A 14917-nucleotide genomic window follows, 5' to 3' on the forward strand; every position below is an offset into this window, starting at 1 on the left:
AGTAACATATTTTATATATTAAGTAATGTTGTATTTTGTCATAAAAAGTCTAAACAACAGGAATGCAGCAAAAAAAATCCCTTGAAGACAATCGACATTCTCCTCAAGGGATTTTATTAAAAAGCTATATATACCGCATTTAAGATCATAACCTAACCAGGAGGCGATCAATCGTTTCCATCGGATGATCATTGATTCGCTTCATAAATTGGTCCATACGGCTTAAAGCCACAGCCATAGTCCTTCGACCGGATTCAGGTTGGGACTATACAATAAAGGCGTCCACATCGGCCTTTTCCTCTTCTCGGTGATGAACCTGTCCGGTTTCGTAGTTGATCGCTCCGAACAGCTTGGCTCCTTCGTGCTATGAATAATCGAGTAGCCCCATGAATTTATTCATGGGGCTACTCGTATACGTCCCATCCATAATTTCACATATTCTATCTAAAATAATCTAAAATCGATCGACAGATCTATCTGGAACATTTATGGTTATGAACTAATTTGGCTGACTAGCACACTACTCTCAACTCTTAGATTCATTTAGCTAAACTGTACCCTAAAAATAGACTCTTAAAAAAGTCTGTTTTCAGGGTACAAACATCAATAATAATCTGATCGTTTTAGTTTTTGCTCATCACAATTTTCAGTGAGTCATCGTTAACACTAAATATATCCACTCTACTAAAACTAAAAGAAACATTTCCTACTTTCACAACTGTATTCTGAATCTTTCCGACTGAATTAATAATATTGTTAATTTTGCTGTTCGTTGTGATTCCCTTTGCTTTCAAATAATCATTCAGCATTACTTTTGATGTGTTGCTTACCGCCCCATTGTATACCGAAAGATAGATTTCAGTGGTATTGGCATCTGTGTACTTCAGGAAAAAGCCTTGCGAATATTTGTTGATTGTAACAAACATAACTCCGCCACCGTCATAACCTACAGCTATATTTGTGCTCTTACTCCAATTTCCTTCTTTAAGAAATTCAGCCTTATTTTTTTTAATAATCTGTTCCAATATAGGACGGTCTTTCGCACGCCATGCAGCTACCCTTTGCTGTTCAGCACTCCTAGAATATTGTAAACCTAAAGGAATCAATATCTCTGTCGCAAGCGAAGTTTCTTTGAAGCTTGTTATACCTCCAACGGCCATGATTTGTCCATTAGGTAATAATGCTGCATCCCCACCGTCTCTACTGTTTACGAGTTTCGGCCCCTTAACCCAGTCTTTTTCTTGAGCTCTATAGATTACAGTTGTGTTAAGGTAATGATTCTCTGCCTCGTTGTTCATTCCTCCAATTAACATGATATCTCCATTAGGTAAAGAAAGATTGGCATGACTCGTTTGGGGTCCCGGCAGACTCGCGGCCCTGCTCCATTTATCGCTCTTGAGATTATAAATAAAACTATCTGATGTTTGGGTTGTAGCATCTTTCCAACCACCTGCGAACAATATATTACCGTCCGGCAGTACTCCTGCAAAATTGAGAGCGCGAACATTGAAGGGGTTTGGAGCCACAGTTCTTTGTTTCTTATTATCCATGTTATAGATTGTACCCTCTTCTCCTATTGTCAGCAGAATCTCATTATTTGTAAGAGGATTATATTGAACTAGCACACCAGATAGGCCTAGGTCTATATTTATGGGCTCTCCACTGTCATCCCATTTTCCAGTTTCCAAATCTAATCGAACGGGTTGTATTACACTATTAATATTTAAATCAGAAATATTGTAAACCTGTTTACCTTCATTGAATTTCCCAAGTCTAACACCTCTTACAAAAAAAACGATTTGCCCTGATTGTTCAGCTACAGCATCAACCACTTCCCAATTGTTGGATACACGAGTGAACTCCTTTAGACTGTTATCGTTTGGAGAATATATATAGAGAATATATCCAGATTTAACTTTATCCACAATAAGGGCCTGGCCGTCTGATAGCGGTAAAGCTGTTTCAACATTCACACTTTGTTTCAGCATCACCCATTTATCGCTAACAGGATCATATACTTGTGGAGTTGTTGGTGATAGCTCCCTAGGACTATAGGCAATCAACTTACCATCTTTTAATTTAATTAATTTTGTATAATCAAGCGGAATATGCAATGTTGATCCATTCTTCCAGGTACCCTTGGTATAATTGAAATTGACACCAGCAGTTCCTTCCTCGACATTTGTATCCGCAAAACTTTGGTTGTTATTGAAACTCAACAATAGCAAACATACCCATACAACTGTTATTATTTTTCTCATGTTTTAACCACCCTATGTATATTTGATAACTAACACCCTGACACTACGATTACTTAGAGTTGAGCAAAAATAATTTCTGAAAAATAGAAAGTTAGATTCATACATTAGCAAGGATACTTAAGGAATTACTAGGTAAAGGATGAATATGGTACTCCTAAATAAGTATGATACTCGCTTTATATAAATATATCTGTATCCTAGTAGACATGTTTTTTGTACTTTCGCGCACAAACACACGTTCCACAACTTTATACATGAGAAACGATTTGTTAAATATTAGTTGTCACATTTGCTTAGATTCGTTATCATTGAGAATGATTATCACATATAGGATTGAAGTGTTCCTGCATGAACAACACTGAATTTAACAACTTTGCTGCAACAATGCACCCCTTTTATATTCCTATACAGGCCGTATGTTTGTCCGAAAATTATCTATCATCACCAAAAGAGGTAGAACGATCTCACCCTGCTGTTGTTGCAATTTGGGGCGGAAGTGGGCTTCTCAAGGTCAACTATACGGAATATAAGTTAACACGCGGAATCGTCTTCTTTCTTAATAGCACTTCCAGGATTAGTATCTCTTCCACATCCAGACTGGAGGGCTTGATACTGCAATATCAAGGTCTGAACACAGCTGATTCTCCTTGTCAGGACCATTTCTTCCAGTCAGTATGCTAGAGCACTGTCCTGACAAAATTCTGATACTGGCTATTCAGCTTCAAATCGCTTGGGCAGACAACCTAATTGATAATCCATTCCAGATACAACACCTATTCTCCGCATTGATGGCGGAAATGCATAGCGAAATGAAGGCAAGACGGAATCCTGAAACCCGTTGGCTAGAGCGTACGCTCGCCTATATTAATACATATTACCGAGATGAGCTCACGAGAGAGCAACTTGCTAAGCTTGCTGGTGTCAGCTCAGAACATTTTTCCCGCTTCTTTCGCAAGACAACCGGCCCAACCTTCAATGAATATATCACCCTACTGCGAATCCGAAGCGCACAACTGCAGCTGTTGACTCATTCAACGAACTTAAACACGCTGGCGTTGAATGTAGGCTTATAAAGAAGGCACCTATTTAAGCCGAAAAATCAAACAATGGGTAGGCTTGTCTCCTACCCATTATCACCGCAAGACTAAGAGGGTAGTTTCCATGACGTTTAACCACACCGCTATCCTATGGGCTCTTGGCGTCATTCCTGAACTCGGCGTGTATTCTTCGTGGCTACTAAGTGTTACAAATGTCACTTCTGGACAAAAGCTGGATCCCTACCCGTCAAACCCCGCTTTGATCTATGATGAGATCGCCGATGCTGAACCAGATGTTATTATCAACTACAATTCGCTAGAGCAGAATAGAACTCTCATTCCCCTAGCACCAATTATTGAGCTACCTTTCATGACGATGGATTGGCGCGAACAGTTCCGAAGCATTGCGGATGTGGTAGACAAACGAGGGCAGGCAGAGGAATGGCTAGAACACTATGCGGAAAAGGTTGATGCTGTCAATACAAAACTTGATCATCATATCGGATCGCGGGGAACCGCTATTGTCTGGGAAATCGGAACAAATGGCGCTTACTGTTTCAGTAGCAGCTATGGAAGAGGTTGCCACATTTTATACGACGACCTTGGTTTTCAGATCCCTGCAGTCCTACTTGAAGAAGGCATTCTGCACTTGGGGTATATTGAGACTCCAATTGAAACGATGACTGCTTATTCTGCCGATCACATTTTTATCGTTTCCATGCCTTCAGAACCCGCCAGGGCCCCTGGCAGGTTATTGTTTTCTATTTATATGCCGATACTCTCCTCTTAGGAGATGATCCGGCCTCACTCTGTATTTCAAGGGATGAAATAATGAGCATAATCAAGCCATAGATTAGCTCTCCCCCAACGTAGCGGAATGAGTAACCCGATTTCTCCCTCTGTGCTTAGAGTTATAGAGAGCCTGGTCTGCCTTATTAAGTAAGCTTTGATCTGTATCCTCCTGCGAAATAGTCGTTACACCGATACTAACCGTTACTTTGTAATCTCCCCAAGGAGCATTCTCCGTCTGGGAACAGTATCTTTCTGCTACTAATATAGCCTTATCTTGATTCGTATTCGGAAGAATAATAATGAATTCCTCTCCCCCATATCGAGCTACAATGTCGATTTCTCGTGACATGGCTTTTAGTAATTTGCTTAGATTAGTAAGGACTAAGTCCCCCACTGGATGCCCATATGTATCATTTATACATTTGAAATGATCAATATCAATCATTAAGAGTGAAAAAGGTAGCTTTGTTCGTTGAAATAATGCCATGTTCGTAAGTAAGCTATCTTGGAGAAACCTTCTATTTTTGAGACCCGTTAAAGGATCTGTTGTTGCCAACGTTTCTAGTTGATGGTTTACATTAATTAATTCCTGTTGTTTGATTTCATATTCTGCATGCAAGAGTTCAAGCTTATTGTTCGCTTCATTCGTCGCCTGATACAATTCCTCTAGTCTTGTTTTGGTTTGGAGAATATCTTTCTCATATTCTATTCGCTTGCGCATCTCAACAACTACACAATCGATACAAACTTCTCCGTCACGCTCTTGTCGAATTCCATTAAGAAGCACTGGCACATCCTGATGATCACTCGTTCTGAACGAGAAGTACATCTCATTCACATGTCCATATAATTGAATAAACGGATAAAAATACGTATGAAAGAACAATTTGTTCGTCACAGACATGAAAGATTCAATATGTCGATCTTGCATTTCATGTCGTTCATAAATAAGAATGTTCAACAATGTTTGATTGACCGATTGAATTACCCCTGTGCTTGAGATAGAGAAATATCCACAGGGGGCGTAATCTAATTGCGTATCCATTTAACGGCTGCCTCTCTCCAGGTTCTACTTGGTGGCTAAATATTCTTTAATCCATTGTGTTGTTTCTTCTGGATGACTCAAATGAGGGTAATGACCTTTTGCAGACATATGTTGAAGTGTACTATTCTTAAGATGAGCATGTAAATAATCCCCTACCTCAATCGGAGCAATACTATCGTCTGAACACTGTAGAATTAGGGTTGGAACGGATGCAAGTAATAGATCCTCACGACAATCAGATAAAAAGGTAACTTCTGCAAATTGACGTGCAATCGAAGGAATTCTAGAGCAAAAGGTTTTTTCTAACTCTTCGGCTAATTCCTGTCGTTCGGGATTCTTCATGACAATGGGCGCAAGATAACTTGCCCAACCAATAAAATTCATTTCCATCATGTGGAGTAGTTCATCTATATCACGCTTATCGAAACCGCCATAATAATCAGGGAGATCATTAACATAGCGTGGAGAAGGTCCAATCATTATAATACGCTCAAAATACTTCGAATCACGGATTGAAGCAAGCATCCCAATCATACTGCTAACGGAGTGTCCTACAAATATCGCATTTCTTAAATTCAAAGTATCCATGATCTCCAACACATCTTGTGCGTACCCTTGTAAGTCACTATATTTATCTGAATTATAGTACTCGACTTGCGATTCTCCGGAACCTACATAATCAAACAAAATAATTCGATAGTTTTCCTCAAAATAAGGCACGATGTAACGCCACATATCTTGATCACAGCCGAATCCATGAGCGAATACAATCGGTTGTTCTCCTTTACCCAACACTTTTACGTTATTGCGTACTAAGACATCAATAGTCATTGTAGATCCCCTCTCTAAGGTGTCACTAGGTAATAAATTATTCTGAATTCTGTATCGATGCCTACATAAGATTAAAGTCTATAATACCATAGATATCATAGATTAGGTGATGATTCCAGTCTCTTCAATAAATACTACCTTGATGATAAACTTGCTATAAGTAATGACTCTCCCTTAATGGACTGTATCTCTCATTCAATTAAATCATGAGTTGCGTAATCGTCAATGATTCTGCATGTACCCAGCTACCTGCCTATTTATTTAATCTAGCATTTACTATAATATTCTGAGCACCCTGTCTTTAGAGAGCACGGAATAACAGGAACAGCGAACGTCAGCATGATAGTATGAAATCAAGAGGAGATGGCAAACATGGAATGGCTTATCCGAATGAAGGAAGCTTTGGATTATATGGAGAGCAAGATGGAGGAACACATTAATATTGATGATATCGCCAAGGTAGCTTACTCCTCCCCTTTCCACTTCCAGCGCATGTTCTACATGCTGACCGGAGTATCGGTTGCAGACTATATTCGCAGACGTAGATTAACGCTGGCTGCACAGGAACTGGCGATCTCTAAAGTTAAAGTGCTGGAGGTAGCTCTGAAATACGGATATGAGTCTCCTGAATCTTTCGCCAAGGCGTTCCGTAAGGCTCATGGTATCGCCCCTTCTTCAGCGCGAGAACCAGGGATACAGCTCAAAGCTTTCCCCCGCCTCTCCTTCCATCTAACATTGAAGGGAGATCAAGAAATGGAATACAGAATCGTGGAAAAAGAAGACTTTACCGTTATCGGCAAATCCATTCAGGTTACGACTAGAGACGGTGAGAATTTACGGGAAATCCCCCTCCTCTGGCAGGAAGCCAACAAAGACGGAACCTCAGATAGGCTTGCCGAAATTGGCTTGAACAAGGATTTACTAGGTATCTGTACAGGGATGGATCACACCAATGAAACATTTGCTTATTGGATCGCTGTAGAAGGACGGCCCGGAAGCGCCGATCTGCAAGGTCTTGCATCCACCGTGATTCCTGCTGCGAATTGGGCAGTATTTACCTCCATAGGACCCATGCCACATGCCATTCAGACGTTGTGGGAACGGATCTTTCAAGAATGGTTCCCTGGAACAGGTTACGAGCATACGGGTGGTCCAGAGTTAGAGCTATATCCGCCGGGGAATCCGAGTGCTGAGGATTATCGCTGCGAAGTGTGGGTTCCAATCAAGAAAAAGTAAATACGTATTTTTATAGATAGTGGCAGATCAAGGTCAAGAACCTTGCTCTGCCATCCATCTATTTTATGTCTATTAAGGCGTGTAAACAAATCCTGTGTATAACCATCCTACTCCAACAGTTCCCCTGCCAACTGTAATAATTGCTCCTTGCTTAATATCTAATCCCCATGGCTAGTAAGTGTATTTGCTATTTAGGGATATCTATTTCTAATCCCCATGCAGTTGCCATCTAATAACTTATTATCATGCTGAAGAATATAATGAAAGCCACAAGAGCCTACAATTCATGTTGAATGTAGGCTCTTTGCAATATCATTTCTAGATCGTACGTTCGTGTTCAAAGGAACATTAAATATGTCGAACGCGATACAGAAGCTTTTACATTAAAGTGGTGGTCGGACAGGTTCATTCGAAATATTCACAGGATCAAGTATGAAAGCCTAAAGTCCTTAACTTGCCCCGTATCATCGTCTACGAGAATCTCAAACTCCGTTTGATCCGAATCATGAAAGTAACCATCTACCAAATAGCTTAGAAAACCTCCATGCAAAAAAATCTATCCACTGTAACATTCTCTTATACTGTTCTGTAGCATACTGAACAACAATCTCAGCAGCCTTTTCTTCACTGATCATTTGTGTAAAAATGGGTCTCATCTCACTAATTGCTAGATAGTCGGTCAATCTCCTGCTTTACGAGCCCTGCCAAAGCCCTCAATTACAGCTTATCATTGATTATGTAATAGAAAAGACGCTCATAATCGAGCGCCTCCTTGAACTTAAATCGATTTATTCACCATTTACCCAGCGGATTCAGACAACCGACTTCTTCTTGCCATCACAGACAATCCGTAACATAGCATTAGTACGATGGCAGCTGATACATAAGGATAGTTAATATCGATATCAAATAGAAAACCCGCAACGATAGGCCCAGCAATATTTCCTAGACTTGTAAAAGCTGAGTTCAAGCCGGCAACGTACCCTTGCTGATCCGGAGCCACTTTAGACATTTGAGTACTAATGGCTGGCCTTAATACGTCCATCGCTAAGAACACAATGAAAGTAACCACAACAATCAACCAGTATTTGTGAACAAATAGAGTTAAAAATATGAACACGCTTGATATGACCAGACTAGACGAGATAACCTTCTTCTCTCCAAAACGGTTCAATATCCATCCGAATATCGTTGCTTGTACAACAGCACCAGATATAGATCCAAACGTAATAATATAAGCGATATCTTTCGGTGTGAACCCGAATTTTTGATCGACGAACAGACCAAATACAGTCTCATAGTTTGCCAAACCAAAAGAGGCGACAAACACAATAACTAAACTTAAAAAAAACGGTTCTTTATATGAACGCAGAAGCTGTGTAGTAAGGCTCTCTCTCGCAACAGTCTTAGAGACTTTACGCTTGTCCGCGGATAAAGATTCAGGTAGAATCAATGCGGTGATTATGGCTGCTATCCCGCCGGCTATTCCCGCCGCGAAGAAAGGAACACGAATACCATATTCAGCAAGGATCCCTCCAATCCCAGGACCAATAATGAATCCCGTTGTTATCGCTGCAGTAATGTACCCCATACCTTTGGCTCTCTCTTCGTTGGAGGTAACATCTGCGGTATAAGCCATAACTGAAGGAAAGATGAGAGCAGCACCGATTCCCCCTAGAAATCTTGCGATAAACAACAGATAAGTCGAACTAACGGCTCCAAAGAGCACCTCTGAGAGGGCGAACACGATCATTCCTGAGACAATCATCTTCTTGCGTCCCCAAGAATCCGACAACCTTCCGGCTACAGGGGAAAACAAGAGTTGCGTTAACGAAAAGGCTGCAACAAGCATCCCAACCATACTTCCACTTATATGAAGTTCTCTCATATAGGTAGGCATGATAGGAACTACGAGTCCTATTCCTGTAAAGACTAGAAATATGTTGAACATAAGGAGCAATAGTGCGCCCCTATTTCTTAAAAGTAATGTCATAAAAAAATCCCCCGAGTTTCTCATTCTCTTTGATGTAATTTTGTGAATCATTTATTTGGAATCAGATAGGGTCTTTGGCGATGCCATACAGGAACACTTTAATTGCTAAATGATATAATGCAAGTGCATCCTTCTGGTTCGATTTTCGAGACATCTGACTGAGTCCCATCGTTAAACTTTCAAAAATAACTGAAAGACCCTCTACATTATTTGGCTTAAATTCCCCGTTATCGACCCCTTGTTGTAATATTTTTTGATAGAATTTAAGATGTCCAGTCACCATCTCGGTTATCCGTTCTTCGACATCGTTAGCCTTCTCCTCATTATTGAAAAACTCATCTGCTGCTTTGGTCAGAGGATGGTTTAAATCTTCAAGAACCATTTGCTCTGCGATCCCGTACATCTTATCTATCGAAGTTGTGTAAAGCGATTCTTTTTCTTTCCATTGTTTCTCCCATTCTTGGTCCCATTCCTCAATCAAATAGAGAAATAGCCCTTCCTTGCTCTTGAAATGATAATAGATGTTTCCCTTACTACTCCCTGTTGCACCTACGATATCTTCTATTGAAGTTGCCTTATAGCCTTTTTGAACAAATAAACTTCTGGCAGCATCAGCAATTCTCTTTTTGGTATCCTCGCTTTGCAACTGTTTTTTGTTCACACTCGTTCACTCCGATTCATTGGTGATCTACCGCTGTCACCCACTTATACTGAACGTTCATTCAGTATAATAACATGAACAACAAATTCTTTCAAAATAAATTTAATACGACGCTTCAATTTTAAAAGATGAATCAAAATTGCTCTTTCCATAATTACATTCATTGTTTATGGTTTTATAAGAATCATTGTGTTATATCCAGGTACATTTCCACCATGTCCAACTAGATTCTATAGATCGGAATATACAAACCAACCCTATGCATAACTTGTAACTCAGTGTAATTCTTCGATCATGAGTAACGACTCGGATCACGTAAGATTCTCAATTGGTTTGTCTTAACTGCCCCTTACGCCTTATACCATACCCATATCGGATAATGTCTCACACTCTTCCCAGTGTTTAACGAAAAACTGCCTTTAAATATGGTAATAATGTGAATATTATAAAAAAAACAACCTATATCATACCATAAATTAACAAAACAATCAAGTCTTGTTTCATTCATACTCTCAATGTTACAACAGATATGAGGTGATTAGATAATGGATAATAGAAGTTTAACTGCGCTGGTCAGTGCGTTCTCAAGAGCGTATCACGCCGAACATAATCAGATCAAAATTTTTGATGATCAACTTGCCAGACAGCTATTAACCGATGAGGAATATGAGCATATTTCCAGTAATATGTCACAGGGAATTGCTTTCTTCCTACCGGAATTTGTTGGTTCACAGGTGCAAGCGTTGCGTAAACTCGTTGATCATCAACTGTCTCCATCTCCACTTGGCAGGGCTGCATTTGCCGAACATGCACTTGAGCTTTCCACCACACTGGGTGCCAGACAATATCTTATTTTTGCCGCAGGTTATGACACCTTCGCTTACCGCCAACCGAACTGGGCTAAGAATTTGCAAATCTTTGAAATCGATCATCCCGATACTGCAGCCGAAAAACGCAGACGGGTAACGGCCCTACATTGGGACGCTCCGTCAAATCTGCACTGCATTTCAGCCGACTTCCGCGAACCAGATTGGCAGAGCCGTGTGCTGGCCTGCCCTGATTTTGATCCGAGTCTAATCAGTTTTAGCAGCTTGCTGGGAATCAGTTATTATTTGCCCAAGGATGTGTTTAAACATTTCTTGTCTGCCATTGCTTCACTTCTCCCATGCGGCAGCAGCATCGTCTTTGATTATCCCGATGAGCGAACGTTCACCACGCAGGCAGGTGATCGGGCGCAGAAGCAGGTGATGATGGCCGTGGGTGCGGGCGAGCCCATGCAGGCAAGCTACTCCTATTCGGAGCTGGAACAGATGTTGGAAGAGCTCAACCTGCTTATCTATCAGCATTAGACTCCAAAGGAAATCACCGGACAGCTGTTTCAAGCCTACAATAACAGCCAGCCTACACACAAAATAACGGCATTCGATAATGTGAACTATTGTTTGGTGGTAAAACAATAGTTCACTATAAAATTATTCTATAGCATGCCGTATAAAGCAGCATGGCTCTAAAATATCCTACGGTAACATATACGTTAGGATACTGAGGAAAGAGTTGAATAATGGAAGTAGGACGATTCTCAATCATAAATCACGTTCCCGCTTCTTCGACTGTCAAATTCTCATGAGGATAAATAATATCCATTAATGGTTCTGCATTACGAATTGATGGAGGATTAGTTCGTAGTGTGTTTTAGTAGATGCATGGCATAGGCTTATTCTCGATGCGGATATTATTTTATCTCTTTTCCGTTTTTTTGTAACAAAAATCCGATGATTTAGGTATTCATTCCTAATAGTTCATCGGATTTTTTTGAATATTCATATTATTTTTCATATAAACCGAGGTGAATTATTCTGTATAGCGATCACCTCTTCCTATTTGCTCTACTCCAGTAGCAATCTCATTCTCCTCATAACTAATCCAGTCAATCCAGTTAACACAGATCGCCCACCGATACCCTGCATAGCTCTTAAACCCGCTTGCGATTGTGATCGAAGATGTGTCTACGATATTCGTAACACTAGGTAAGAGGAATTCGTTTGTACGGCCCTGCCGTTCACGACTGCAATCGTCAGATTAGGTGCCAGAGTTCGGGTTCGGGTTCGGTTCCGGGTTCGGGCTCGGGCTCGGGTTCGGGTTCGGTTCCGGGTTCGGGCTCGGGTTCGGGTTCGGGTTCGGGTTCGGGTTCGGGTTCGGGTTCGGGTTCGGGTTCGGGTTCGGGTTCGGGTTCGGGTTCGGGTTCGGGCTCGGGTTCGGGTTCGGGTTCGGGTTCGGGTTCGGGCTCGGGTTCGGGCTCGGGTTCGGGTTCGGGTTCGGGTTCGGGTTCGGGTTCGGGTTCGGGTTCGGGCTCGGGTTCGGGTTCGGGCTCGGGCTCGGGCTCGGGCTCGGGTTCGGGCTCGGGTTCGGGCTCGGGTTCGGGCTTGGTGTTGGTGTTGGTACCGGCGTTGGCGTTGGTGCCGTTGATTGCCCGTTGACAGCCTTCACTCTAGCAAGGTCAACGTCATTTACAAAAATCGTTGCAGGCTTTACTCCCGCTGGAACGATCAGATTAGTGATAGATGTGGCGGCTCCCAGAACAAGCTGAGAATTGACTCCGGTTGTCTGAAGACTTCCGATAGTCCCCTGCACATTCAGGTTAACTACTCCGGCATTGCCGTCTACGATCGTCTGCCTGATGTTCACTGAACCGGTGAAGGAGGTGCTGTCGAATGGGTTATGGTCAGCCGTATCCGAATTACCGATGATCAGCGTACCGATTGGCGTTTGACTTGAATATTGCATTCTAACGCCAGGCACAACGGTGACTGTGGCAAGCGAAGCGGACGGATCGGCGCTGAGATCGGTATTCACCGCCGCCGTAACCGTGGCGTTTATGTTTTCAACTTTAAGTTGCACGGCGCTCCCAACAGTTGTCGAATTACCACCGGTTCCGGAGTTTGTATCAGTGGCTGCGGTGGCAACTGATCCTGCAAAAAACGCTAATCCTTCCGCATCTGGTTTTCTTCCAAATAAATTCAAGTATATTGTGTCAACGACTTGATCGATACTAAGCCCTGCGAATTCAGCTTTATATTCCGGACTATCCGCGAAGCTGTTGGCAGCCGTAATAGTGGTGGGGTTATCATTAATGACGCTTTCCCAATATTGAAGGCCCGCGATGTCGGCGGGTCGATTAAAGTATGCAACATAAAGTTCTTGAATAGATTGTGTGTATGTTCGATCTGCCAATGTGCTGACTGCTACCATTGACTTGAAGTTTGATTGGGACGTTTTGTTCGCACCAATATCAACCTTTTTCAAGGATGTGGTATCTGCCAAGATGCGGACTGCTCCCTTTGACTTGATGTCTGATTGGGAAGTCTTATCCGCACTGATATCAATCTTTTTCACTAGAGCGCTGTTAAACAAATATAATTGGCCGAGATCGCTATGCTCGAACCATATATTTGTGATCTGTGATTTCGGACGACCGTTATCTTTCAGGAAAACCGTTTTGCCTTGTACGAGCACATTGAAGGCAAAGAAATCCGACTGAACTGCCGGGGTCAAATTTAAATCCCCTTTAACTTCCAAGTGAGCCAACGCGACCTGATTTGAGCTCACGATTACGGTTCCGTAGACGGTGTTGCCTTTGGCATCAAATATTATAGGTGCATCCGTTCCGATTAATGCGTCTTTGTATCCGATAATCAGCCCTTCAACAGACTTTATCGTATCCCCCGCATAGGTGAACTGAATCGCCGCATTGTGCAAAGCAGCTTTGTTCGACGGTTGAAAAATGCCCTGTACCGATGCGCCCGCGCGATAGGTCTGACCATCGATCTTAATTGTGCCGTCATTGCCAATGTCTTGAATGATAGACGGACTGAAGAAGGAGCGATACAGCATAGTTATCCCTTCGGCCAGCACAATGTTTGCGTTTGGATCGAAGTTATCCTTCGATTTCCCGTTCGCAATACCCGCTTTCGTCAAGGCGCCTACTTCGCCAGCATACCAGCTTTTCTGCGGAACATCAGAGAATTGGCTACCGACTTGCGGCTCTGACTTCAGCTTCTTGGCCGTAACAATCAAGCTCGCCACTTCAGCCCTTGTAATCTGTAAGTTCGGACGGAACGTGCCGTCTTGGTAACCTTTCGTCAGCCCCGCATCATGGAGGGCAGTAACATACCCTGTTAATTCGCCGTCAACAGGCATATCCTTAAACGTTGAGGCGCTTTTGGAGGGGGACAGATCTAGTGAGATCGCAAGAAACTTAGCAAAATCGCCGCGTGTCATAACAAGCTGGGGACTTAGCTTATCTCCTTGCTTCGGATTAAGAATTCCTAGCATAATCCAAGTGTTAACCGCCTCTGCGTACCATGCTGTATCGGGTACATCCGAATAGCGTTGTAGGTTCACCAGTTGGGCAGAAGTAGCAGCTTCCGCTTGGCTACCCTGCGTCTTTGGAGATTCGGCCGCCGCCACATTAAAAGGAGAGCAGATGGTCAGCAATAATAACGAAACGAGCGCAATAGTCAGCCATTTTGTACGATTAATAGTAAATATCATTGGGAATCTCCTTTTTGGTCGTCTAATTAATGAAAATACAATTATCAGTTTACAAGAGGTAGCAATAGCTCCTGATCTGATCACTTTAGCATAGTAATGAAGGAAACCAATACGATAGACCTGATAAGTGATTTCTTGTTCATGATCGTTACTCAACCTACCTTCTAGTTATTTTTTTGTTCCTTACCAAGCATCTTTTATCAGCCTATCATTATTAACATCCTCAAATCTTAATGAAATCTTAATGGATATCCACAAACCTCAGAAACACGTAAACGGCTATCTTCCGCAACGATCACCTTGCACCATCATTTGATGATTATCCGCTGATTTCATATTGCGAACTGTATAAAGTGTTGATTTCTAAACATAAAAATACATCGCACCGAGGTACTTGCCTCAGTGCGATGTATTCAGATTTTCATACTAATATTCAGCTTTCGCCTTTTTTTCTTCCCCCACATCCACCGGATTCCCCTCGTAGCTAATCCAATCACTCCAGCTATCGGA

General features: G+C 42.1%; 11 protein-coding genes. 4 read left to right on the top strand and 7 right to left on the bottom strand.

Annotation, left to right across the window (positions count from 1 at the left end; all coding sequences use genetic code 11):
* Window positions 1-623: 623 nt before the first annotated feature.
* Entirely contained in the window at window positions 624-2261 is a 1638-nt protein-coding gene (locus tag J2T13_RS11050) for a Kelch repeat-containing protein (protein ID WP_429371172.1), read from the bottom strand.
* Window positions 2262-2908: 647 nt separating this feature from the next.
* Here J2T13_RS11050 and J2T13_RS11055 point away from each other — a divergent pair.
* Both J2T13_RS11055 and J2T13_RS11060 read left to right on the top strand, forming a co-directional pair.
* Window positions 2909-3334, top strand: coding sequence for a helix-turn-helix domain-containing protein (locus tag J2T13_RS11055; RefSeq protein WP_429371174.1), 426 nt, complete (start codon window positions 2909-2911; stop codon window positions 3332-3334).
* 88 nt (window positions 3335-3422) lie between these two features.
* A complete protein-coding gene (locus tag J2T13_RS11060) occupies window positions 3423-4088 on the top strand; it encodes an ABC transporter substrate-binding protein (RefSeq protein ID WP_429371176.1) in 666 nt (221 codons plus the stop codon).
* Between the two features lie 63 nt (window positions 4089-4151).
* Here the strand turns inward: J2T13_RS11060 and J2T13_RS11065 are convergent, their stop codons facing one another.
* Window positions 4152-5135 (bottom strand): sensor domain-containing diguanylate cyclase, encoded by a 984-nt coding sequence (locus tag J2T13_RS11065; RefSeq protein WP_429371178.1) that lies wholly within the window; start codon window positions 5133-5135, stop codon window positions 4152-4154.
* 24 nt (window positions 5136-5159) lie between these two features.
* On the bottom strand, window positions 5160-5966 hold the full coding sequence (locus J2T13_RS11070) for an alpha/beta fold hydrolase (protein ID WP_429371180.1): 807 nt from the start codon (window positions 5964-5966) through the stop codon (window positions 5160-5162).
* Between the two features lie 372 nt (window positions 5967-6338).
* Between J2T13_RS11070 and J2T13_RS11075 the strand changes: the two genes are divergently transcribed.
* Window positions 6339-7202 (top strand): AraC family transcriptional regulator, encoded by an 864-nt coding sequence (locus tag J2T13_RS11075; protein WP_429371182.1) that lies wholly within the window; start codon window positions 6339-6341, stop codon window positions 7200-7202.
* A 503-nt stretch (window positions 7203-7705) separates the two neighbouring features.
* On the opposite strand, the gene J2T13_RS11080 is transcribed toward J2T13_RS11075, so the two are convergent.
* The 3 genes from J2T13_RS11080 to J2T13_RS11090 all read right to left on the bottom strand — a co-directional run bounded on the left by J2T13_RS11080 (window position 7706) and on the right by J2T13_RS11090 (window position 9856).
* Window positions 7706-7858, bottom strand: coding sequence for a hypothetical protein (locus tag J2T13_RS11080; protein ID WP_429371184.1), 153 nt, complete (start codon window positions 7856-7858; stop codon window positions 7706-7708).
* A 143-nt stretch (window positions 7859-8001) separates the two neighbouring features.
* Window positions 8002-9195 carry an MFS transporter gene (locus J2T13_RS11085; RefSeq protein WP_429371186.1) on the bottom strand — a complete coding sequence of 398 codons (1194 nt, stop codon included), beginning with the start codon at window positions 9193-9195 and terminating at the stop codon, window positions 8002-8004.
* A 61-nt stretch (window positions 9196-9256) separates the two neighbouring features.
* Complete coding sequence (locus J2T13_RS11090; protein ID WP_429371187.1) at window positions 9257-9856, bottom strand: TetR/AcrR family transcriptional regulator; 600 nt, start codon at window positions 9854-9856, stop codon at window positions 9257-9259.
* Between the two features lie 545 nt (window positions 9857-10401).
* On the opposite strand from J2T13_RS11090, the gene J2T13_RS11095 reads away from it, so the two are divergent.
* Window positions 10402-11205, top strand: coding sequence for a class I SAM-dependent methyltransferase (locus J2T13_RS11095; protein WP_429371189.1), 804 nt, complete (start codon window positions 10402-10404; stop codon window positions 11203-11205).
* Window positions 11206-11935: 730 nt separating this feature from the next.
* Here the strand turns inward: J2T13_RS11095 and J2T13_RS11100 are convergent.
* Window positions 11936-14407, bottom strand: a complete 2472-nt coding sequence (locus tag J2T13_RS11100; RefSeq protein ID WP_429371191.1) for an S-layer homology domain-containing protein — start codon at window positions 14405-14407, stop codon at window positions 11936-11938.
* Between the last annotated feature and the right edge of the window lie 510 nt (window positions 14408-14917).

The organism is Paenibacillus sp. DS2015 (assembly GCF_050433705.1).
Lineage (GTDB): Bacteria > Bacillota > Bacilli > Paenibacillales > Paenibacillaceae > Paenibacillus_AQ.

Coding starts and splice junctions, on each gene's coding strand:
- J2T13_RS11050 (WP_429371172.1), bottom strand. CDS start 2,261: ATGAGAAAAATAATAACAGTTGTATGGGTATGTTTGCTATTGTTGAGT.
- J2T13_RS11060 (WP_429371176.1), top strand. CDS start 3,423: ATGACGTTTAACCACACCGCTATCCTATGGGCTCTTGGCGTCATTCCT.
- J2T13_RS11065 (WP_429371178.1), bottom strand. CDS start 5,135: ATGGATACGCAATTAGATTACGCCCCCTGTGGATATTTCTCTATCTCA.
- J2T13_RS11070 (WP_429371180.1), bottom strand. CDS start 5,966: ATGACTATTGATGTCTTAGTACGCAATAACGTAAAAGTGTTGGGTAAA.
- J2T13_RS11075 (WP_429371182.1), top strand. CDS start 6,339: ATGGAATGGCTTATCCGAATGAAGGAAGCTTTGGATTATATGGAGAGC.
- J2T13_RS11080 (WP_429371184.1), bottom strand. CDS start 7,858: ATGAGACCCATTTTTACACAAATGATCAGTGAAGAAAAGGCTGCTGAG.
- J2T13_RS11085 (WP_429371186.1), bottom strand. CDS start 9,195: ATGACATTACTTTTAAGAAATAGGGGCGCACTATTGCTCCTTATGTTC.
- J2T13_RS11095 (WP_429371189.1), top strand. CDS start 10,402: ATGGATAATAGAAGTTTAACTGCGCTGGTCAGTGCGTTCTCAAGAGCG.
- J2T13_RS11100 (WP_429371191.1), bottom strand. CDS start 14,407: ATGATATTTACTATTAATCGTACAAAATGGCTGACTATTGCGCTCGTT.